This is a genomic window from Pseudomonas sp. GW456-L13, from assembly GCF_017350115.1.
GTDB lineage: Bacteria > Pseudomonadota > Gammaproteobacteria > Pseudomonadales > Pseudomonadaceae > Aquipseudomonas > Aquipseudomonas jessenii.
The window spans coordinates 2826909-2849229 of sequence record NZ_JACNAS010000001.1 but is presented as its reverse complement, the minus strand read 5'-3'; the positions used below and the strand labels follow the sequence as shown (position 1 = coordinate 2849229).

At 61.7% G+C, this 22321-nt stretch carries 18 protein-coding genes; 17 read left to right on the top strand and 1 reads right to left on the bottom strand.

Going from position 1 to position 22321, the window contains the following annotated elements:
- Positions 1 to 7: 7 nt before the first annotated feature.
- From J4D25_RS12820 to gspM, 17 genes are all read left to right on the top strand, one after another.
- Entirely contained in the window at positions 8 to 1609 is a 1602-nt protein-coding gene (locus J4D25_RS12820) for an AAA family ATPase (RefSeq protein WP_057712348.1), read from the top strand.
- 349 nt (positions 1610 to 1958) lie between these two features.
- Positions 1959 to 6404: a glutamate synthase large subunit gene (gltB, locus tag J4D25_RS12815; RefSeq protein WP_057712347.1), complete on the top strand. Its 4446-nt coding sequence runs from the start codon at positions 1959 to 1961 to the stop codon at positions 6402 to 6404.
- 32 nt (positions 6405 to 6436) lie between these two features.
- Positions 6437 to 7855: an FAD-dependent oxidoreductase gene (locus J4D25_RS12810; protein ID WP_007997363.1), complete on the top strand. Its 1419-nt coding sequence runs from the start codon at positions 6437 to 6439 to the stop codon at positions 7853 to 7855.
- 253 nt (positions 7856 to 8108) lie between these two features.
- The gene (gene hemE, locus J4D25_RS12805; protein ID WP_057712346.1) at positions 8109 to 9176 is read left to right on the top strand and encodes a uroporphyrinogen decarboxylase; all 1068 of its coding nucleotides are present in this window, start codon (positions 8109 to 8111) and stop codon (positions 9174 to 9176) included.
- A 290-nt stretch (positions 9177 to 9466) separates the two neighbouring features.
- Positions 9467 to 10933: an N-acetylglucosamine-binding protein GbpA gene (gene gbpA / locus J4D25_RS12800; RefSeq protein WP_057712345.1), complete on the top strand. Its 1467-nt coding sequence runs from the start codon at positions 9467 to 9469 to the stop codon at positions 10931 to 10933.
- 77 nt (positions 10934 to 11010) lie between these two features.
- Positions 11011 to 11559, top strand: a complete 549-nt coding sequence (locus J4D25_RS12795; protein WP_057712344.1) for a cytochrome b — start codon at positions 11011 to 11013, stop codon at positions 11557 to 11559.
- Positions 11560 to 11563: 4 nt separating this feature from the next.
- Positions 11564 to 12106, top strand: a complete 543-nt coding sequence (locus J4D25_RS12790; protein WP_057712343.1) for a hypothetical protein — start codon at positions 11564 to 11566, stop codon at positions 12104 to 12106.
- Between the two features lie 8 nt (positions 12107 to 12114).
- Entirely contained in the window at positions 12115 to 14034 is a 1920-nt protein-coding gene (gene gspD / locus J4D25_RS12785; protein ID WP_057712342.1) for a type II secretion system secretin GspD, read from the top strand.
- A 4-nt stretch (positions 14035 to 14038) separates the two neighbouring features.
- Positions 14039 to 15511, top strand: a complete 1473-nt coding sequence (gspE, locus tag J4D25_RS12780; protein WP_057712341.1) for a type II secretion system ATPase GspE — start codon at positions 14039 to 14041, stop codon at positions 15509 to 15511.
- Between the two features lie 3 nt (positions 15512 to 15514).
- Positions 15515 to 16720: a type II secretion system inner membrane protein GspF gene (gspF, locus tag J4D25_RS12775; protein WP_057712340.1), complete on the top strand. Its 1206-nt coding sequence runs from the start codon at positions 15515 to 15517 to the stop codon at positions 16718 to 16720.
- A gap of 3 nt (positions 16721 to 16723) precedes the next feature.
- A complete protein-coding gene (gene gspG, locus J4D25_RS12770; protein ID WP_057712339.1) occupies positions 16724 to 17179 on the top strand; it encodes a type II secretion system major pseudopilin GspG in 456 nt (151 codons plus the stop codon).
- Positions 17180 to 17182: 3 nt separating this feature from the next.
- Positions 17183 to 17650 (top strand): type II secretion system minor pseudopilin GspH, encoded by a 468-nt coding sequence (gene gspH, locus J4D25_RS12765; RefSeq protein ID WP_079246682.1) that lies wholly within the window; start codon positions 17183 to 17185, stop codon positions 17648 to 17650.
- Positions 17643 to 18026, top strand: coding sequence for a type II secretion system minor pseudopilin GspI (gspI, locus tag J4D25_RS12760; protein WP_057712337.1), 384 nt, complete (start codon positions 17643 to 17645; stop codon positions 18024 to 18026). The genes gspH and gspI overlap by 8 nt, the downstream gene beginning before the upstream one ends.
- A complete protein-coding gene (locus J4D25_RS12755) occupies positions 18019 to 18561 on the top strand; it encodes a type II secretion system protein GspJ (protein ID WP_057712336.1) in 543 nt (180 codons plus the stop codon). Before gspI ends, J4D25_RS12755 begins: the two co-directional genes overlap by 8 nt.
- Positions 18558 to 19409 (top strand): type II secretion system protein GspK, encoded by an 852-nt coding sequence (locus J4D25_RS12750; protein WP_057712335.1) that lies wholly within the window; start codon positions 18558 to 18560, stop codon positions 19407 to 19409. The genes J4D25_RS12755 and J4D25_RS12750 overlap by 4 nt, the downstream gene beginning before the upstream one ends.
- Positions 19406 to 20512 (top strand): type II secretion system protein GspL, encoded by a 1107-nt coding sequence (gene gspL, locus J4D25_RS12745; RefSeq protein ID WP_057712334.1) that lies wholly within the window; start codon positions 19406 to 19408, stop codon positions 20510 to 20512. The genes J4D25_RS12750 and gspL overlap by 4 nt, the downstream gene beginning before the upstream one ends.
- Complete coding sequence (gspM, locus tag J4D25_RS12740) at positions 20509 to 20940, top strand: type II secretion system protein GspM (protein ID WP_057712333.1); 432 nt, start codon at positions 20509 to 20511, stop codon at positions 20938 to 20940. The genes gspL and gspM overlap by 4 nt, the downstream gene beginning before the upstream one ends.
- Here gspM and J4D25_RS12735 read toward each other — a convergent pair.
- Complete coding sequence (locus J4D25_RS12735; protein WP_057712332.1) at positions 20933 to 22213, bottom strand: MFS transporter; 1281 nt, start codon at positions 22211 to 22213, stop codon at positions 20933 to 20935. The two genes, gspM and J4D25_RS12735, sit on opposite strands and share 8 nt — an antisense overlap.
- Between the last annotated feature and the right edge of the window lie 108 nt (positions 22214 to 22321).

Genomic DNA, 22321 nt, shown 5'->3' with positions numbered 1-22321 from the left:
GAACACAATGACTAGTTTGCATGCCGACGAGGCCTTCCTCGGCCATTACCAGTTGAGTCATGACCCTTTTGCTCCACGGGTGCCTGGCTTCAAATTTTTCCCGGCCCAGCGCAAACCCGTGCTGGGACAACTGCATCACCTGGCCCGTTACAGTCAGTTGCTGCTGGTGGTCACTGGCCCAGAAGGCAGTGGCAAGACCCTGTTGCGTCAGGCTCTGGTCGCCAGCACCAACAAGCAATCGGTACAAAGCGTGGTGGTTTCTGCCCGCGGCGCCGGCGATGCGGCCGGGGTATTGCGTCAGGTAGCCCAGGCGTTGAACGTCGGCCAGGCTGATGGCGACGCTATTCTGGCCCAGGTGGTGCAGCTTGCACTGACCGGGCAAGAAGTCTATCTGCTGGTCGATGACGCCGAACAACTCGACGAGTCCGCCCTTGAGGCTCTGATGGTCCTGGCTGCCGGTGCGCCGGAAGGCCGCCCGCATGTGTTCCTGTTCGGTGAGACCTCGCTGATTGCTCAGCTTGAGGCTTTGCATCTCGAGGAAGAGCGTTTCCACGTCATCGAGTTGCAGCCCTACACCGAAGAGGAAACCCGCGAATATCTGGAGCAGAGGCTCGAAGGCGCTGGTCGCGGTATCGAACTTTTCACCGCGGATCAGATCTCTGATATTCACGAAAGCTCCGAAGGTTGGCCTGGCAGCATCAATCAGGTCGCCCGCGATGCAATGATCGAAGCCATGATCGCCAGCCGCTCAGCGGTCAAGCGTCCAAAAATGGGGTTCAATATGCCGAAGAAACACGTGTTGGCGATTTCCGCCGTGGTCGTGGTCGCGGTAGCTGCCGCCTGGTTGATTCCAGGTCGCAACAAGGCACCGACCGCCGGTGCGCCGGCCAATGAACAGGCGCAACTGCCGCTTGGCCAGGGTCAGCCAACAGCGAATGGCGGCGCTCCGGCCGTAGAATTCGCTGGCAACACGCAGCCGATGCCGTTGCCGTTGGTCGGTAACTCGCAACCGGTGATGCGCGGTCCGCTGGCTGAAGCGGCAGGTGGCATTACCGAAGGTGACGACGGGGTGCCGGTTGAAGGCTCCAGCGCCACTCCGCCGACCGTGACCACCACTGCGCCGCCTGTGGGCGTTCCTGCCGGCCCTTCGCCGACACCAGCGGCCAAGCCGACGCCTGCGCCGACTCAGGTCGCCACCGCCAAGCCAGCGCCTGTACCAGCGCCTGCTCCAGTGGCCAAGCCTGCACCAGCGCCAGCCAAGCCAGCCGTTGCCGCGGCGGCCAAGCCTGCCGAGAAACCGGCTCCGGCGGCCAAGGCCGCTGGCGGCACCTGGTATGCCGGTCAGGCACCGGGTAACTACGTGGTGCAAATCCTCGGCACCAGCTCCGAAACTGCCGCACAAAGCTTCGTCAAGGAGCAGGGCGGCGAGTACCGTTATTTCAAGAAAGTCCTCAATGGCAAGCCGCTCTACGTGATCACCTACGGCAACTTCGCCAATCGTGATGCAGCCGTTTCCGCCATCAAGGCCTTGCCAGCGAAGGTTCAGGCTGGTAAACCTTGGCCTCGCACTGTCGCCAGCGTCCAACAGGAACTGGCAACAACTCGCTGAAGATTCGGCGGCCTTACCCAGGCCGCCTCTCCAAGCACCTCAAAATTTCTACAAGTGCGCGCAACCTTCCGGGCTGCGTGCCTTGTGGTGTCTGCGTCACAGTAGTCTTTGAGTCGTTGCGGTCAGAATTAAAAAAAGTTTTGACTAGCACAGCAGATCGCTTTAAACCTTTCACAAATGCGACATAGATTTGCGACATTTCGTCGTCAAATTTGTGAGCCTCTGTGTCGGTGTGTACAATGACCTCCCTTTTGCCCCCGCAAAGCTGGCGTACGTTCGGCGCGGTTGGTAAGTGGTTGAATTGAAAAGAAATTTGCTTCGCGAGAAGCAGCCTGGTGAGAAAGTGTCTATGAAAGCAGGTCTGTACCAACCAGATGAATTCAAGGATAACTGCGGTTTCGGCCTGATTGCCCATATGCAGGGCGAGCCCAGTCATACCCTTTTGCAAACGGCCATCGAGGCCCTGACCTGCATGACCCACCGCGGTGGGATTAATGCCGACGGCAAGACCGGTGACGGTTGCGGTCTGCTGATTCAAAAGCCGGACGTGTTCCTGCGAGCCATCGCCCAGGAAACCTTCGGCGTCGAAATGCCCAAGCAATACGCTGTGGGCATGGTTTTCTTCAACCAGGATCCGGTCAAGGCCGAAGCCGCTCGCGAGAACATGAACCGCGAGATCCTGGCCGCCGGTCTGCAACTGGTTGGCTGGCGCAAAGTGCCGATCGACACCAGCGTCCTCGGTCGCCTCGCCCTTGAGCGCCTGCCGCAGATCGAGCAAGTGTTCATCGGTGGTGAAGGCCTGAGCGATCAGGACATGGCCGTCAAGCTGTTCACCTCCCGTCGTCGCTCGTCCGTGGCCAATGCCGCCGACACCGACCACTACGTCTGCAGCTTTTCCCACAAGACCATCATTTACAAAGGCCTGATGATGCCGGCGGACTTGACCGCCTTCTATCCGGACCTGAGCGATGAGCGCCTGCAAACCTCGATTTGCGTGTTCCACCAGCGCTTCTCCACCAACACCTTGCCGAAATGGCCACTGGCTCAACCGTTCCGCTTCCTGGCGCACAACGGCGAGATCAATACCATCACCGGCAACCGCAACTGGGCCGTGGCCCGTCGCACCAAGTTCACCAACGACTTGATGGACCTGGAAGAACTCGGCCCGCTGGTCAACCGCGTCGGCTCCGACTCCTCGAGCATGGACAACATGCTGGAGTTGATGGTCACCGGTGGCATCGACCTGTTCCGTGGCGTGCGGATGATCATTCCGCCTGCGTGGCAGAACGTCGAGACCATGGACCCGGACCTGCGTGCGTTCTACGAATACAACTCGATGCACATGGAACCGTGGGACGGCCCGGCCGGCGTGGTAATGACCGACGGTCGCTACGCGGTGTGCCTGCTCGACCGTAACGGTCTGCGTCCGGCGCGTTGGGTCACCACCAAGAACGGTTTCATCACCCTGGCCTCGGAAATCGGTGTCTGGAACTACCAGCCTGAAGACGTGATCGCCAAGGGCCGTGTGGGCCCGGGCCAGATCTTTGCCGTGGACACCGAAACCGGTCAGATCCTCGACACCGATGCGATCGACAACCGCCTGAAGTCCCGTCACCCGTACAAGCAATGGCTGCGCAAGAATGCCCTGCGCATCCAGGCGACCATGGAAGACAACGACCACGGTTCGGCGTTCTACGACGTCGATCAGCTCAAGCAATACATGAAGATGTACCAGGTCACGTTCGAAGAGCGCGACCAGGTGCTGCGTCCGCTCGGCGAGCAAGGCTACGAAGCCGTGGGCTCGATGGGCGACGATACGCCGATGGCCGTGCTGTCCCAGCGCGTGCGCACGCCGTACGACTATTTCCGCCAGCAGTTCGCGCAGGTCACCAACCCGCCGATCGACCCGCTGCGCGAAGCCATCGTCATGTCGCTGGAAATCTGCCTCGGTGCCGAGCGCAACATCTTCCAGGAGTCGCCGGAACACGCTTCGCGCGTGATCCTCAGCTCGCCGGTCATTTCCCCGGCCAAGTGGCGCTCGCTGATGAACCTCGATCGTCCGGGCTTCGAGCGCGCGATCATCGACCTCAACTACGACGAAAGCGTCGGCCTCGAAGCGGCGATCCGCAACGTGGCCGATCAGGCTGAAGAAGCCGTGCGCGCCGGTCGTACCCAGGTCGTGCTGAGTGACCGTCACATCGCCCCGGGCAAGTTGCCGATCCACGCCTCTCTGGCTACCGGCGCGGTGCACCACCGTCTGACCGAAAAAGGCCTGCGTTGCGATTCCAACATCCTGGTGGAAACCGCGACCGCTCGCGATCCGCACCACTTCGCCGTGTTGATCGGTTTCGGCGCCTCTGCCGTTTACCCGTTCCTGGCCTACGAAGTGCTGGGCGACCTGATCCGTACCGGTGAAGTGCTGGGCGACCTCTATGAGGTGTTCAAGAACTACCGTAAAGGCATCACCAAGGGCCTGCTCAAGATCCTGTCGAAGATGGGCATCTCGACCATCACCTCCTATCGCGGAGCACAACTGTTCGAAGCGATCGGCCTGTCCGAGGAAGTCTGCAACCTGAGCTTCAAGGGCGTGCCGAGCCGCATCAAGGGTGCGCGTTTCGTCGACATCGAAGCCGAGCAGAAAGCCCTGGCCACCGAAGCCTGGAGCCCGCGCAAGCCGATCCAGCAGGGTGGTTTGCTGAAGTTCGTCCACGGTGGCGAGTACCACGCCTACAACCCGGATGTGGTCAACACCCTGCAAGCCGCTGTGCAGCAGGGCGACTACAGCAAGTTCAAGGAATACACGTCGCTGGTGGACAACCGTCCGGTGTCGATGATCCGCGACCTGCTGAAAGTCAAAACCCTCGACACTCCACTGGATATGAGCGAAATCGAACCGCTGGAGTCGGTGCTCAAGCGCTTCGACTCCGCCGGTATCTCGCTGGGCGCCCTGTCGCCGGAAGCTCACGAAGCCCTGGCCGAAGCCATGAACCGCCTCGGTGCGCGTTCCAACTCCGGCGAAGGCGGCGAAGACCCGGCGCGCTACGGCACCATCAAGAGCTCGAAAATCAAGCAGGTGGCGACCGGCCGTTTCGGTGTAACCCCGGAATACCTGGTCAATGCCGAAGTGCTGCAGATCAAGGTCGCCCAGGGCGCCAAGCCAGGCGAGGGCGGTCAACTGCCAGGTGGCAAGGTCAACGGCCTGATCGCCAAGCTGCGTTACGCAGTGCCAGGCGTGACCCTGATTTCGCCGCCGCCGCACCACGACATCTACTCGATCGAAGACTTGTCGCAGCTGATTTTCGACCTGAAACAAGTCAACCCGCAGGCGCTGGTCTCGGTGAAGCTGGTAGCAGAAGCCGGCGTTGGTACCATCGCCGCCGGTGTGGCCAAGGCCTATGCGGACCTGATCACCATCTCCGGCTACGATGGCGGTACCGGTGCATCGCCGCTGACCTCGATCAAATATGCGGGCGCTCCGTGGGAGCTCGGCCTGGCCGAAACCCACCAGACCCTGCGTGGCAACGACCTGCGCGGCAAAGTGCGGGTGCAGACCGACGGCGGCCTGAAAACCGGCCTCGACGTGATCAAGGCGGCAATCCTCGGCGCTGAAAGCTTCGGCTTCGGCACTGCGCCAATGATCGCCCTGGGCTGCAAATACCTGCGCATCTGCCACCTGAACAACTGCGCCACCGGCGTCGCGACCCAGAACGAGAAGCTGCGCAAGGATCACTACATCGGTACCGTCGACATGGTGGTGAATTTCTTCACCTACGTCGCCGAAGAAACCCGTGAGTGGCTGGCCAAGCTGGGCGTGCGCTCCCTCGAAGAGCTGATCGGCCGTACCGATCTGCTGGAAGTCCTCGAAGGCCAGACCGCCAAGCAGCATCACCTGGACCTGACCCCGTTGCTGGGCAGCGACCACGTGCCGGCGGACAAGCCGCAGTTCTGTGGCGTTGAACGCAACCCGCCGTTCGACAAGGGCCTGCTGGCCGAGAAAATGGTCGACATGGCCACCTCGGCGATCAACGACTTGAGCGGCGCTGAATTCGCCCTGGATATCTGCAACTGCGACCGTTCCATCGGCGCGCGGATCTCCGGCGAAATCGCGCGCAAGCACGGCAACCAGGGCATGGCCAACGCGCCGGTCACGTTCCGCTTCAAAGGCACGGCCGGGCAGAGCTTCGGCGTGTGGAACGCCGGCGGCCTGCACATGTACCTTGAAGGCGATGCCAACGACTACGTCGGCAAGGGCATGACCGGCGGCAAGCTGGTGATCGTTCCGCCGAAGGGCAGTGTCTACCGCACCCAGGACAGTGCCATCATCGGCAACACCTGCCTGTACGGTGCCACTGGCGGCAAGCTGTTTGCCGCCGGCACCGCGGGCGAGCGTTTCGCCGTGCGTAACTCCGGTGCCCACACCGTCGTGGAAGGCACTGGCGATCACTGCTGCGAGTACATGACCGGTGGTTTCGTCTGCGTATTGGGCAAGACCGGTTACAACTTCGGCTCTGGCATGACCGGCGGTTTCGCCTACGTGCTCGACCAGGACAACACCTTCGTTGACCGGGTCAACCACGAACTGGTGGAAATCCAGCGGATCAGCGGCGAGGCGATGGAAGCCTACCGTAGCCACCTGCAACGCGTGCTGAACGAGTACGTCGAGGAAACCGACAGCGAGTGGGGTCGTGAACTCGCCGAGAACCTCGATGATTACCTGCGCCGTTTCTGGTTGGTCAAGCCGAAGGCTGCCAGCTTGAAAACGTTGCTTTCCAGCACCCGTGCCAACCCGCAGTGATATGCGCCTGAAGAGTTTGATGAGGTTTTAAAATGGCTGAACGTCTGAATAATGACTTCCAGTTCATCGAGGTCGGGCGCAAGGATCCGAAGAAGAAACTGTTGCGTCAACGCAAGAAAGAGTTCGTGGAAATCTACGAACCCTTCAAACCCCAGCAGTCGGCCGACCAGGCCCACCGCTGCCTGGGTTGCGGTAACCCGTATTGCGAATGGAAGTGCCCGGTGCACAACTTCATTCCCAACTGGCTGAAACTGGTGGCCGAGGGCAACATCCTCCAGGCCGCCGAGCTGTCGCACCAGACCAACACCCTGCCGGAAGTCTGCGGCCGGGTGTGCCCGCAGGACCGTCTGTGCGAGGGTGCCTGCACCCTCAACGACGGCTTCGGCGCGGTGACCATCGGTTCGGTGGAGAAGTACATCACCGACACCGCGTTCGCCATGGGCTGGCGCCCGGACATGTCCAAGGTCAAGCCGACCGGCAAGCGTGTCGCGATCATCGGTGCGGGCCCGGCGGGCCTGGGCTGTGCCGACGTGCTGGTGCGCGGTGGCGTGACCCCGGTGGTGTTCGACAAGAACCCGGAAATCGGCGGTCTGCTGACCTTCGGTATCCCCGAGTTCAAGCTGGAAAAGACCGTGCTGAGCAATCGTCGCGAAGTTTTCAGCGGCATGGGCATCGAGTTCCGCCTCAACACCGAGGTGGGCAAGGACGTGACCATGGAGCAACTGCTCGAAGAATACGATGCCGTATTCATGGGCATGGGCACCTACACCTACATGAAGGGCGGTTTTGCCGGTGAAGACCTGCCGGGCGTGTACGACGCGCTGGACTTCCTGATCGCCAACGTCAACCGCAACCTTGGCTTTGAAAAGTCGCCGGAAGATTTCGTCGACATGAAAGGCAAGAAGGTTGTGGTACTCGGCGGCGGCGACACGGCGATGGACTGCAACCGTACTTCGATTCGTCAGGGCGCCAAGTCGGTGACCTGCGCCTATCGTCGTGACGAAGCGAACATGCCGGGCTCGCGCAAAGAGGTGAAGAACGCCAAGGAAGAAGGCGTGAAGTTCCTCTACAACCGCCAGCCGATCGCCATTGTCGGTGAAGACAAGGTCGAAGGCGTGAAGGTGGTCGAGACCCGTCTCGGCGAGCCGGATGCCCGTGGCCGTCGCAGCCCCGAGCCGATCCCGGGCTCCGAAGAGATCATCCCGGCCGACGCCGTGGTTATCGCCTTCGGTTTCCGTCCGAGCCCGGCGCCGTGGTTCGAACAGTTCGAAATCCAGACCGACAGCCAGGGCCGCGTGGTGGCGCCTGAGCAAGGTCAGTACAAGCACCAGACCAGCAATCCGAAAATCTTCGCCGGTGGCGACATGGTTCGCGGTTCTGACCTGGTAGTGACGGCGATCTTCGAAGGCCGCAATGCGGCTGAAGGGATCCTGGATTACCTGGGCGTCTGACCCCGGCCCAGAACTCAATGTAATACCCCCTGTGGGAGCGAGCTTGCTCGCGATAGCGGTGGATCAGTCGACAGAAATGTTGAATGTGACACCGCCATCGCGAGCAAGCTCGCTCCCACAGTTGTTTCGTGGTGTAACGAATACCGCGTTTACATTGCGACAAATTGACCCGATAGACAAAAGGCTGACCTGCAACCGTGCCTTTTGCGCCCGGCTCTGAGAAAATGCCCTCACTTTTTTTCCGGATGCCGACATGACTGCCCTGAAGAACGACCGTTTCCTGCGCGCCCTGCTCAAGCAACCCGTAGACGTCACCCCCGTGTGGATGATGCGTCAGGCCGGTCGCTACCTGCCTGAATACCGCGCCAGCCGTGCCAAGGCCGGTGATTTCATGAGCCTGTGCATGAACCCGGCGTTCGCTTGCGAAGTCACGATGCAGCCGCTCGACCGCTATCCACAACTGGACGCGGCGATTCTCTTCTCCGACATCCTGACCATCCCCGATGCCATGGGCCAGGGCCTGTACTTCGAAACCGGTGAAGGTCCGCGCTTCAAGAAAGTCGTCAGCACCCTGGCCGACATCGAGGCCCTGCCGATTCCTGATCCGCACAAAGACCTTGGCTATGTGATGGACGCGGTCAGCACCATCCGCCGCGAACTGAACGGCCGTGTGCCGCTGATCGGCTTCTCCGGCAGCCCATGGACACTGGCCACCTACATGGTCGAAGGCGGTTCGTCGAAAGACTACCGCAAGACTAAAACCATGCTCTACGACAATCCGCAAGCCCTGCACCTGCTGCTGGACAAGCTCGCGCAGACGGTCACCAGCTACCTCAACGGCCAGATCATGGCCGGTGCGCAAGCGGTGCAGATCTTCGACAGCTGGGGCGGCGCCCTCTCGGCGGCGGCGTACCAGGAGTTCTCCCTGGCCTACATGAAGAAAATCGTCAGCGGCTTGATCCGCGAGCACGAAGGCCGCAAGGTGCCGGTGATCCTGTTCACCAAGAGCGGCGGTCTGTGGCTGGAAAGCATCGCCGACGCCGGTGCTGATGCACTGGGCCTGGACTGGACCTGCGACATCGGCAGCGCCCGCGCCCGTGTCGGCGACAAGGTCGCACTGCAAGGCAACATGGACCCGACCGTGCTCTACGCCAAGCCGGAAGCGATTCGCGCGGAAGTCGGACGTATCCTGGCCAGCTACGGCAAAGGCAGCGGCCACGTGTTCAACCTCGGCCATGGCATCACGCCGGAAGTCGATCCGGAACATGCTGGCGCGTTCCTGCGCGCGGTACATGAGCTGTCGGCGCAGTATCACGAATAGCGATTGCCCGTTTCGACAAAGCCTGTCCCGCCTCGTGCCGGACAGGTTTTTTTGTGCCGTTCAAAAGCTCAATCGATAAAGCATCACTTGTTGTAAGAATGTTTTCTTTCTTTGTCGGACCGAGGAATGGAGAGACTGTTCCTGCCTCGTGCGGCGATTACTCCTACATAGAATTTTCTTCCATCCCCGTAAGGTTCCAGGCCCTTGTCCGGCGTATCGCCGAACAATCACGAAGCGAACAGGGGCGCCCACAAGGCGCCCTGTTTTCGATAAGCAGTCTGGAATACATCATGAAAATCAAGTTTGAAAAGAGAAGTGCCTTAACCGCCTGCACTTCATCGATGATCCTGTTATCGGCAATGCTGGCCTCTCAAACCGTTTCCGCCCATGGCTATCTGGAAGTGCCGCCTTCGCGCGCGCTGGCTTGCCAGAAAGGCTTGAACACTAACTGCGGTGGCGCCCAGTACGAGCCGCAGAGTGTTGGTGAAACCTTCAAGGGCTTTCCGGCCGGCGTCGGCGGTGCTCCCTTGCAGGGACCGGTCGATGGCAAGATCGCCAGCGGTGGTCACTCGCTGTTCTCTGCCATGGATGCGCAGTCCGCCACTCGCTGGCACCTGACAGAAATCAAGGATCGCAACATTGATTTCCAATGGCATTACAAGGCAGTTCATCCGGCCACCAAACACGAGTACTTCATCAGCCGCAACGGCTGGAATCCGAACGAATCGCTCAAGCGCGCCACCTTCGAAAGTACCCCGTTCTGCACCGTCGATGGCGGCAATAAAATGCCGTCTAACAGCGACAAGCACAACTGCACTATCCCGGCAGATAAATCCGGCCAGCATGTCATCCTGGCGATCTGGACCGTCGGTGATACCGATGCAGCGTTTTATAACGCCGCCGACGTGAACATTCTCGCTGAACCGGCGCTACCGGGTGGCTGGTCTTCCGTAGGCAGTATTTCCGCCGCGACCGAGCTGCTGGTCGGCGACAAGGTCAAGGCCCGCGCATTCTCCGCCAATGGCGAGAACCCGGATTACAGCGTCGAAATCAGCATCGACAACGCTGAGGAAGGCTCGCCGCAAGACTGGTCCTTCAAGCTGGCGGAAAAAATCAACGCGACCCACAAGCTCATCCGCGCCGGTATTCGTGATGAAAACGGCAACATCGAGCCGATCCGGGGCAACAACACGCTGTACGCACAAAAAGAAAGCGGTGTAACCCGCTACGAAGTGCAACTGGACATGAAGGAAGACACCGCAGCGCGCATGTCGGTGGCCTCGCAGCAAGCCGAATACGTTCTGGATAAAGGCCGGGCAAAGGTCGAGTTCAGCATGATCTCGAACCGTCCGATGAACGTCGAAGCGACCTTGCTCGACCAGAACAACAAACCGGTAGGCACCACGTCGGCACAAGTGGCCAGTGGCTCCACCTGGCTGTCCATGGATGTACGCAGCAACCCGGGTGCGCACACCCTGACCCTGGTCGGCACCACCCTGGATGGCCGCACCACCCGTCAGGACACTCAGACCACCCAACTGACTGGCGAAGGCGCCGGCGTCGAATACGATTTCGTGTTCCCTGAAGGCCTCGGCGACTACACCGCCGGTACCAAGGTTCTGCAACCGAAGACCAACGAAGTCTTTGAGTGCAAGCCATTCCCCGAGTCGGGTTACTGCAAGCAGTACAGCCCCACAGCCAACGGTTTTGAACCAGGTGTCGGTGCTCACTGGCACATGGCGTGGAACAAGTTGTAAGTCCCCCTTGTAGCACTTCAGGCGATCGGTAGCCGATCGCCTGAAGCTTTATTCTTCTGACGTTGATCGAGTTGAAAATGACTGTTTCGGGTTATTCCAGACAGCGCGTGCTGCTGCATTGGTTGTCTGCCGCGGTGATCCTGTGGACCTTGCTGTCTGGTTTTCTTGTGGCCGGTTTCGAGGTGTCAGCGCACATCAAGGAGTCGGTTGCGTTCTTCAATGTTTCGCTGACGACAGTGTTCATACCGTTTTACCTGTGGCGCCTGTTTCTGTTTTTCACTCATACCCGTTTTTCGGGCATGAAGTCGTTGTCGCTTGTCGAAGTGCTCGCATTGTTTGCCCACGCATTGATTTACCTCTTCGTCGGTGCCGTTCTGGTGACCGGCGTGTTGATGATGGATCGCCCGATCGATGTATTCGGGGTGATCGAGATCGGTCAGCCGTTAAGCGATCCACAACTGATCGCTCTGTTCGTCACGGTTCACACGTGGGTATGTGTGGTGCTGTCGCTGCTGCTGGTCGCGCACATCGGCGCCGTCATCGTGCATGAGGCCTGCAACCACCGGGTGCTGCAACGGATGTCTTTGCGCCTGTGTGGCAAGCCTGGGTCCGGGCGACTTGAGTGAGGCCATGGTGATGTTTTCGCGCGAACGCTTGACCGGACTTGCCTTGCTTTTGAGCAAGGCGAGCCTGCTGGTTGTGCCGCTGGCCTATGGGGCGTTCCTGGGCTGGCAGGAGTGGGGCTATCGCGAACAGTTGGTGCTGCCGGCACCGGTCGAAACCTCGCGAACCGCTCCCGCACCCCGTCAAGCGCTCGACGCAACGGCGGTTGCAACGGTGCTCGGTCTGACGACGGGTGCCGAATTGCTGCCGAGCGCGGAACCGCTGACCTTGAAGGCAAGCTTCGTCGTCACTCACGGCTTGTCCCGGGTGTTGCTGGCTGACTCGCAAGGCGCGCGCATCTACCAGGTCGGCGAGCGCTTGCCCGGTGGCAGCATCTTGCGTCGCGTTGAGCCCGATCACGCGGTGTTGTGGAGCAAGGGCCGAGAGGAACTGTTGACGCTCCAGCCTCCCGTCACGGGTTTCCTGCAACGGCTCGCCCCCCACGGCAAGCCGCAAGTGCCGAACCTTTCTCCGCGTTTTTTTAGCCCGCTTGCCGGGCCGACAGAGTGATCAATTTCATGAATAGCTTTCTCGGTGCACGCGCACTGCGACCGGTGCTTTTTTTCGCCGCCATGGCGCTAACGCTTTCCCACGGCACACTTCAGGCCGAGGAAGAAAAATGGCAACTGGCGATGAACAACGCAGAGCTGCGCGACATCGTCGAAGAGATCTCCAACATTCTCGGGACCACCGTGGTACTGGACCCCAAAGTCTCCGGTCGAATCACCGTCATGTCCCGGCAGGCCCTCGATCGTGAAGGGGTGCGCCGGTTGTTCTATTCGGTGCTCGACGCTCACAACTTTACGGTGATCGATGAGGGCGACCGGATCCTCATCACCCCGGTCGCCGAGGCCAAGACCCGGGCCGGCCAGGGCACGGTAAAAACCACCACGGCGTCGCAGTTCGTGACCGAGGTCATCGCGTTGAACACCGGTAGCGCCACCGATATTGCCGGGTTGGTGCGGCCATTGGTCTCTGCCAATGGTTATGTCGGCCCCTCGGTGTCGGCCAACGCGTTGGTGCTGACCGATACGGCCGCCAATGTTAAGCGCATCGCCCGGGTGATCCGCGAACTGGACTCCGGACAGAACAACCTGCACGTGGTGGTCCAGCTCAAGCATGCCTTGGCGGGCGATGTCGCGCCGGTGATCGAGGCCTCCATGGGCAAGCGCAATGCCGAGTCAGCCATACAGGTGCTGGCCGACACCAGGACCAATCGCCTGATTTTCATCGGTCCGCCGGTCGTCCGCCAGCGCTTGATCGAGCTGGCCCGAGGTCTCGATACGCCGGCCACCACGACCCTCGACAATGCCCGGGTGATTCGCCTGCGTCACAGCGATGCCAAGCAGTTGGCCGAGATTCTGGAGTCGATGGGGCAGGGCAGAAAGCAGACTTCCGCCGTCGGCAGCGCCAAGGACACGTCTGGCGGTGCAGCCTTCATGATCAAGGCCGACGAAAGCCAGAACGCGCTGGTGCTGATCGCCGAACCCGCGCAGGTGCGGACCATCGAAAACATCGTGCGTCAGCTGGACCAGCCACGGGCCCAGGTGTTGATCCATGCCGCCATCGTCGAAATCTCCGGCGACATCGCCGAGGCCGTCGGTGTGCAGTGGAACCTCAACACGGGTGACGCCAAGGGCTTCATCAACTTTCCCGGCACCGACATTCCGATCATCGGCGGGTTGAAGTTCGACGAGAAAAGATCGGCGCCGGAAGGGGCGATCCTGCAACTGGGCGGCGACCGCTTCGGTGCGCTGGTTTCGGCCCTGGCCAGCAACACCCACAGCAACCTGCTGTCCACGCCAAGCCTGTTGACCCTGGACAATCAGGAAGCCGAAATCATCGTCGGCCAGAACGTGCCGTTCAAGACCGGCTCCTATGCCACCAACAGCAACGGCGCGGAGAATCCGTTCACCACCGTCGAGCGCAAGGACGTCGGCATCAGCCTGAAGATCAAGCCTTACATCAACGAAGGCTCGACGTTACGCCTGGAGGTCGAGCAGGAGGTGTCGGACATCGCGCCTTCGGTGTCGGGCATTGATTCCTCGGACCTGATCACCAACAAGCGAGCGCTCAAGAGCACCATCCTCGCCGACGATGGCGAAATCATCGTGATCGGCGGCCTGATCAGGGACAGCGTGCGTACCCAGAAAAGCGGCGTGCCGCTGCTGCGTGACATTCCCTACCTCGGCGCGATCTTCCGCTGGAGTCGCGACACCCAGACCAAAAGCAACCTGATGGTGTTCTTGCGCCCGACCATCGTGCGCAGTAAGGAAGACCTGTCCCAGGTCAGCCAGCAGCGTTACAACGCGCTGCGTGACTTGAGCAAATCAGGGGCGGGGGAAAACAACTCGTTGTTGCTGCCGTCCGAGGCGCGCGGGTTGTTCGAACCGGCCACCGACGCGCCAGTGTTCGATTTGCGCGGCAAGGCGCAGTGATTCCATGAGCGAACTCTGCGAGCAATTGCCCTTCGGCTTCGCCCGGCGTTTTGGCGTGTTGCTGGAGCATGACGGCGACGACCTGCGCCTTGCCCTGCGTAGTGATGCGCCGCTCACCGCATTGGCGGAAGCGCGCCGGGTGTGCGGACGGGCGTTGCCGTTTCAAATCGTCGGGGCCGATGAGTACGCCTTGCGCCTGGCGGCGGCCTATCGCGAGGGGCGCAGTGCGGTGGAGCAAGTTGCCCAAGGGCTGGACGAAGAACTGGACTTGCTCAGCCTGGTCGATCAGGTCCCGCAAACCGCCGACCTGCTGGAGCAACAGGGCGATGCGCCGATCATTCGCCTGATCAACGCGTTGCTCGGTGAAGCGGTGCGTGAGCATGCCTCGGATGTGCACCTGGAAACCTTCGAACAGTACCTGTCGGTGCGTATGCGGGTGGATGGCCAACTGCGTGAAATGCTCAGGCCCAAGCGCGAACTGGCGACACTGCTGGTGTCGCGGATCAAGGTCATGGCGCGCCTGGACATCGCGGAAAAACGCGTACCCCAGGATGGGCGAATGGCCTTGCGCCTGGCCGGGCATGAAGTCGATGTGCGGGTCTCGACGCTGCCTTCGGCCCACGGTGAACGGGTGGTGCTGCGTTTGCTCGACAAGCAGGCCGGACGCCTGGACCTGCACCGGCTGGGCATGCCGGACGATATCCTCGCGGCCCTGCGCCATCTGTTGGGCAAGCCCCACGGTATTGTGCTGGTGACCGGGCCGACCGGTTCCGGAAAGACCACCAGCCTGTACGCCGCCCTGAGCAGCCTGAACGACCAGACCCGCAACATCCTCACGGTCGAAGACCCGATCGAATACCACCTGCCGGGTGTCGGCCAGATGCCGGTCAATCCGAAGGTCGACATGACCTTCGCCCGGGGCCTGCGGGCGATTTTGCGCCAGGACCCGGACGTGGTGATGGTTGGCGAAATCCGTGACCGCGAAACCGCCGAAATCGCTGTCCAGGCGTCCTTGACCGGGCATCTGGTGCTCTCGACTTTGCACACCAACAGCGCGGCCGGCGCGGTCACGCGGCTGGTAGACATGGGCGTCGATGCCTATCTGCTGGCGTCCTCGCTGGTGGGCGTTCTGGCCCAGCGTCTGTTGCGCACCTTGTGCCCCCATTGCAAGGTTTCGTACCTCGCCGATGCGGCGGCCTGCCAGCGTCTTGGGCTCGACACGAGCACGCCGCACACCCTGTTCAAGGCCTCGGGCTGTGAACAGTGCCAGCACGGTTATCGCGGACGCATCGGGATTTATGAACTGATCAGCGTCACACCCGCCGTCTCGGCGCTGATCCATCAGGGCGCCAGCGAGCAAATCCTCGTCGACGAAACGCGCAAGGTCTCGCGCAGCCTGTTCCAGGACGGGCGCCAGCGGGTGCTGGAAGGGTTGACCAGTCTCGATGAGTTGCTGCGTGTGACCCAGGAGAACTGACCGGTGCCGACCTTCGACTACCGCGCCCGCGATGCCCAGGGACGATCCTGCAAGGGACGGCTGGAGGCCGATGGGCCCCGCCATGGGCGACAGTTGTTGCGTGAACGTGGTTTGTGGCCGCGTGTCTTGACCGAGGTCAGGGGCGGCGGTGCGGGTCAGCAGTCGCGAGGTGGACGCCTGAGTGCTGCTGATCTGGCGTTGTTGACGTTGCAACTGTCAACGCTGGTTCAGGCCGGACTGCCCCTGGAGGAAGCGCTCGATGCGGTGGCGAAGCAGAGCTCGAAGCGCAAGGTTGCGAGCTTGCTCTGGGCGGTCAGGAGCCGGGTGATGGAAGGCCACGCACTGGCCTCGGCATTGGGGCAGTTTCCCAGGGCCTTCCCCGAGTTGTTCCGCGCCACCGTGGCCGCCGGGGAACGCTCGGGGCATCTGGGCCATGTGCTGGAGCAACTGGCGGCCTACACCCAGGCCCGCCAGGCCTCGCGGCAAAAGATCCAGATGGCCCTGGTGTACCCGTTGATCCTGATGTTGGCCAGCTTGGCAATCGTCGGTTTTCTGCTTGGTTATGTGGTACCGGATGTGGTGAAGATCTTCGTCGACAGCGGCCAGCCGTTGCCCTGGCTGACCCGGGCGCTGATTGGCGTGAGCAACGGCCTGCGCAACCATTTCCTGTTGTTGATGAGCGTGCTGGCGACGCTGTTCGGCCTGTGGCGCTGGAGCTGGCAGCAGCCGCAGTGGCGCCTGCGCTGGCATCGTTGGGTGCTGAATGCGCCAGTCCTCGGTGAAGTGCTGCGTGCCATGGAAGCCGCACGGTTTGCCAGCACCCTGGCAATCCTCGGCAAAAGTGCCGTGCCGTTGGTGGACGCCCTGGAAATTGCTGCCGCGGTCATCGGCAACCTGAGCATCCGCGCGCGGATGGTCGATGTCGCCCGCTCGGTCCGCGAAGGCGCAACGCTGACCCGTGGCCTGGAGCTGAGCGGTGACATCCCGCCGATGATGCTGCACATGATCGCCAGCGGCGAACGTGCCGGCGAACTCGACCGCATGCTGGCCCGGGCCGCCGAACAACAGGAAAACAGCCTCGCCGCGCGCATTGCGCTGGTGGTGGGCCTCTTCGAGCCGGCCATGCTGGTGTTGATGGGCGGCGTCGTGCTGCTGATCGTCATGGCCATCCTGCTCCCGATTCTCAGCCTCAACCAATTGGTGAATTGATCCATGCAACCTGTCCGCAAAAACCTTTCCCGCGCGCAACGCGGTTTTACCCTGATCGAAATCATGGTGGTGGTAGTCATCATCGGCGTGCTGGGGGCTATCGTGGTGCCACAATTCATGAGCCGCCCCGATCAAGCCAAGGTCACTGCCGCCAGAATCGATATCCAGGCCATCGCCACAGCCCTGGAAATGTATCGCCTCGACAACGCCCATTACCCATCGACTCAGCAAGGCCTGGAAGCGCTGGTCAAGCGCCCCTCCGGACTGCCCGTGGCGCGTGGCTGGAACCCTCAGGGCTACCTCAAGAGCATGCCGGTCGACCCGTGGAATACGCCTTATCAGTACCTCAACCCGGGTGTGCGGTCGGTAGACGGCACTTACGACCTGTATTCCCTGGGCGCCGATGGCGTAGCGGGCGGCGAAGGGTTTGCAGCCGAAATCGGCAATTGGGGCCATTGATCCGTGGGCTACCGCTGTCGGGGGTTTACGTTATTGGAGCTGATGATCGTGATTGTCGTGGTTGGCGTCTTGCTGGGCATGGTGAGCTTTGCCGGTGGGGGCAGTCCCGCGCGCGAGGTCAGGCAGGAAGCCGAAGCGATGGTTCAGGTGATTCATCAGTTGCGTGAGCGTGCGGTGTTCGAAGGCCAGGAATATGGCCTGCGGCTGAGTGCCCGTGGCTACCGGCTGATGCATCTGGGAGTTCGTGGGTGGGAGCCGGTGAAGGAACTGACTGACTGGCCCCTGAGCGTGCGAGTACGTTTGCAGCAGGACGGCTATGCGGTAGGGCTGGACGCTGAAGAAGGCCCGCCGCAGTTGCTGTTGCTCAGCAACGATGAAACCAGTGCCTTCACGCTGACATTCGAGTCCGGCAACAGGACTTGGTTGAGCCTGTCCGGCGATGGCATCGGCGAGGTGGCGATCGATGGCTAGCCGGTCATCCTTGTCGTCCATGGGCGGCTTCACGCTGCTGGAAATCATGGTGGCCCTGGCGGTCTTCGCGACACTGGCGGCAGCCGTGCTGTCGGCCAGTCAATATGCGGTGAAGCAGCGCAACGCCGTCGAGACACGGCTGTTCGCGGCGTGGCTGGCGGATAACCGGTTGAACGAGCTACGCCTGCAATCCGGCCTGACGGCCGGCCAGCAACAACAGGTCGTGTCCATGGATCAGCGCGACTGGGTGCTGCAACAGCACATCAGCGTCACCCGCGATCTGCGTTTACTCCAGGTCGACATTCAGGTCAGCCCGGCGAACAGTGCGCACGCGTTGTATCGTGCCAGCGGCTGGATACCCGCGAGCCATGAGTAGGCAGCGTGGGTTCACCTTGCTGGAGCTGGTCATCGCCATGGCCATCTTCGCCGTGCTGGGGCTGGCCAGTTGGGGCTTGTTCGATAGCGTGCTGCGAGTGCAACAGGGCACGGCGGCCCACGAGCGAGAGCTGAGGAACCTGCAACGCGCGATGGCGGTGATCGAGCGGGATCTGCTGCACGTCACTGCGCAGCCGATGGTGCTCGCACCGCCGCTTTTTCAGTTCCAGCGCAGTCACTGGCGCAATCCTCTGGACCAACCGCGCAGTGAGCGCCAGATACTGACCTATCGACTCGAAGGCAGCGTGCTGTGGCGCGAAAGCCAGGGCGAAGGTACGGAGTTCGTGCAACGGCAACGACTGCTCGAAGGTGTTCGTGAGTTGCGCTGGCGTCTGTTCGACAGCCAGTCCGGCTGGGTCGCTCAATGGTCGGCCGGGCAGGATACGAAGGCGCTCATGGCGCTGGAGGTGCAAATCTCGGCCGGGCGCTTCAAATCGATTCGTCGGGTGTTGCCGATGCCGGGTGCATTGCCATGAACGGGCGCCAACGCGGCATTGCGTTGATCAGTGTATTGCTGGTCATGAGCCTGGCGCTGCTGATCACCGGCGGCTTGTTGCGCAGCCATCACCTTTCGCTGCAAAGCAGTGGGCAACAGTTGCTGCAGATGCAGCTGCGGCAGCTCGCATCGGACGGGGAAACCTGGGCGTTGTTGCTGTTGCGCGACGCGTTACAGGACGCGGAAAAACCCGTCGAGCGGTTTCAAGGCTGGACGGCCATGGCGCCAGGTTTCGACGTTGAAGATGCGCAGATCCGAATCGATATCGATGATCTCGCCGGGCGCTTCAATCTCAATGCGTTGTTACGCCAGGGGCAGGTGGATCAGGTCACCCTCAACCGTTGGGCGCGCCTGCTCGAACTGCTTGAACTGCCTCCTCTGCAACTGAGCCAGGTCGGGCCGCTGGGGGAACTGAGCCAGCTGCGCTTGCTGCCTGGCATTGACGCTCGCCTGCTGCAGCGGCTGGAACCCTGGGTGGCACTGCTGCCCACCGACACCGCCTTGAACATCAACACCGCGCCGGCGCTGCTGTTGAGAACACTCGGCGAAGTGGACGCCGCGACCGCCGATGCGCTGGCGCGTCAGGCGGCAACCACGCCCTGGGCGAGCGTCCAGGCGTTTACCCAGGACCCGTTGCTCTCCGGGCAGGGCCTGAGCAATCACGGGCTTGGTACCCAAAGCCGCTGGTATCGGATAAGGGTGCAGGTGACCCGGGACGGGCGCGAACTGCACCTGGCCACGGATGTCGGGCACGACCCCAAGGCTCGACAGCTGACGGTGCTGCAACGACGTTTTCTTCCCATGAGTAGCCACGAGAGACCGCGATGAACACTTGGCTTTACCTGACCGCCGAGGGGCAGGACGCGCCATCCGGCCTCTGGCCCTGCGTCCTGTGGTCGCCAACCTGTCAACGTCAGCCGATGCCACTGAATCAGGCGGCCTCGGCATTGCAGGGGCAGGCGGTTGATGTGCTGCTGCCCATGGAACTGTGTAGTTGGGTTCGCAGCGAGCCATGGCTTTCGCGACGCAAGCCCGAAGCCCAGGCCATGGCCTACGCCGTGGAAGATCAACTGAGTGAAGCGCTGGAAGTTGTGCATCTGAGCGTTGGCGCTCGTGATCGTGACGGCTGCTACCCGGTCATGGTCATTGGCCGCGAACGGTTGGCCGCCGTGCTCGACTTGCTGCGCGAGGCGGGTATTGAGGTGCGCGGGGTGTTCGTCGATGCCGATCTGTTGTCCGGCGATCAGCCGTGCGGCGCCTGGTGGTTCGGGCGCTGGTTGTTGGGTGCAGGCCTGTCGGCGCGCCTGGCGATGTCGCAAGACGACCTGAAGTTGCTCACTCAGTCATTGCCCAACGACATGCAATGGCTGGATGAGCGTGAGTCCCCCGCCGTCATCGACCAATGCCTGACTCAGCGCCCGACCCGGGCCATCAACCTGCTGCAAGGCGCATTCGCCCCACGGGGCAAGCGTCTACCCTGGCGTGCCGGCGGGTGGGCGCTGTTGATGCTGGCGCTGTTGACCTGGGGTGCCAGCGAAACGCGGATTCGCTTCCTCGACAGCGAAGCCAGCCGCCTCGCAGTCCAGAATGAACTGCGATTCAAGACGCTCTACCCGGAGCAAAGCCGCATCGTCGACATGGCCGCGCAACTCAAGGCCCTGCAAAGCCAGCCTGTCGAATCGCAAAACACCCGCATTGCCGGGCTGGTCCGGTTGATTGAGCAGGTGATTGGCGCCAGCCCGGTCGAGGTCCAGCGCGTCGAGTTTCGAGCAGGCGAAGGCTGGAAAATCCAGCTGACCGCCAGCGGCTTTACCGAGCTGGAGCAGTTGCGGGAGCGCGGACGACAACAAGGCATGCCCGTGAAGCTCGATAGCGCGAACAAAGCCGCTGACCGGGTGCACGCCACCCTCACCGTGGAGGACGAGGCATGAAGCAGGCATGGCGGCGCATTTCCGTGCGCGAACAGCGGCTGTTGCAGGTATCGGGGACTTTTTTGTTGGCGGTTGTGGCTTTCAGCCTGATCTGGCAACCGACCCGGCAGCGGCTGGAAACAGTCGAGCGACAGCATCAACAGCAGGCGGTGCTGGCCGCGCAACTGCAACGGGCGTTACCGCGCAGCCATGTCCCCGTCGACACCGATCAACCGCTGTCACTGCGTATCAGCGAAAGCGCCACGGCGGCGGGGCTGGAAATCCGTCAGATGGAGAGTGAAAGCGATCTGCTGCGCGTGACCCTCAATGGCAACGCGCAACCCTTGATGCAGTGGCTCGATGGGATCGAGCGCGATGGCGTCGCGCTACAATCCCTGACGCTGGAGAAGCGTGACGATGCCCTCGAGGCGCGGGTGGTGCTCAAGTAGCCGAGGTGTTCTGCGGTAACAACGGCAACTTCGCCAGCTTCAACGCGATCAGCAGCGCAATCACCAGCAGCGTGCCGATGAACAACCCGATCCCGTTCCAGCCGCCCAGGTGCCAGAACACGCCACCCACCGTACCGGCGATGCTTCCCCCGGCGTAGTAGCTGAACAGGTACAAGGACGATGCTTGCCCCTTGGCCCTGGTGGCGCGGCGGCCGATCCAGCTGCTGGCCACCGAGTGGGCGCCGAAGAAGCCGAAGGTAAAGATCAGCATGCCGATGATCACCAGCGGCAATGGCGTAAACATCGTCAGGGCGAGACCACCGATCATCAGCGCGATGGTGCTCCAGAGCACTTTGCGGCGGCCGAGTTGGTCGGCCAGCGAGCCGATTTTCGCTGAGCTGTAGATGCCGGACAGGTACACCACCGACAGCAACCCGACGAAGGCCTGTTCCATGTGGTACGGCGCGGCCAGCAGGCGGTAGCCGATGTAGTTGAACAGCGTGACGAACGCGCCCATCAGCACAAAGGCTTCTAGAAACAGCAGCGGCAGGCCGGCGTCGCGAAAGTGCATGGTGAAACCGTCGAGCAGGCTGCGCGGGTGCAGTGAGCGGGCGCGGAAGTTGCGCGATTCGGGGAGGATTTTCCAGAACACCGCCGCGGCAATCAGCGCCAGGCCACCGATCACCAGCATCGCCGTGTGCCAGCTGACGAAGTCGATCAATACCCCGGTGATCAAGCGTCCGCTCATCCCGCCAATCGCGTTGCCACCGATGTACAAACCCATGGCGAGGCCGATGTGCTGTGGGTGGATCTCTTCGCTCAGGTAGGTCATGGCGACCGCCGCCAGACCGCTCAACGACAATCCGATCAGCGCACGCATCAGCAGCACACCGTGCCAGCTCGGCATCATCGCACTGGCCATGGTGCACAGCGCAGCGGCGAACAGTGCTGCCACCATCACCGGTTTACGTCCGATACGGTCGGAAATCGGGCCAGTGATCAGCAGGCCGATGGCAAGCATGCCGGTGGCGATAGACAGGATCAGGCTGCTTTGCGCCGCGTTGATGGAATACTCGTCGGACAGCAGCGGCATCATCGGCTGCACGCAGTAGAGCAGGGCGAAAGTCGCAAAGCCGCCGCAGAACAACGCCAGCACCGTGCGCATGAAGGCCGGGGTGCCTTTTTCGATGTAGATCTCCGCCAGTTCAGCGGCGATAGCGTCCGGCGCTGAAGGTGAAACTTCATGGGCGAGTGGGGCGACAGCAGTTTTCACGTGGGACCTCGGAGGGCGCAGCCGGTCAGGCAGTGAAAAAAGCATATAGCTGGCTAATGATTCAATCCAATATATTGTTCGACCTGTTTGATAGCTTTTACGACCTAA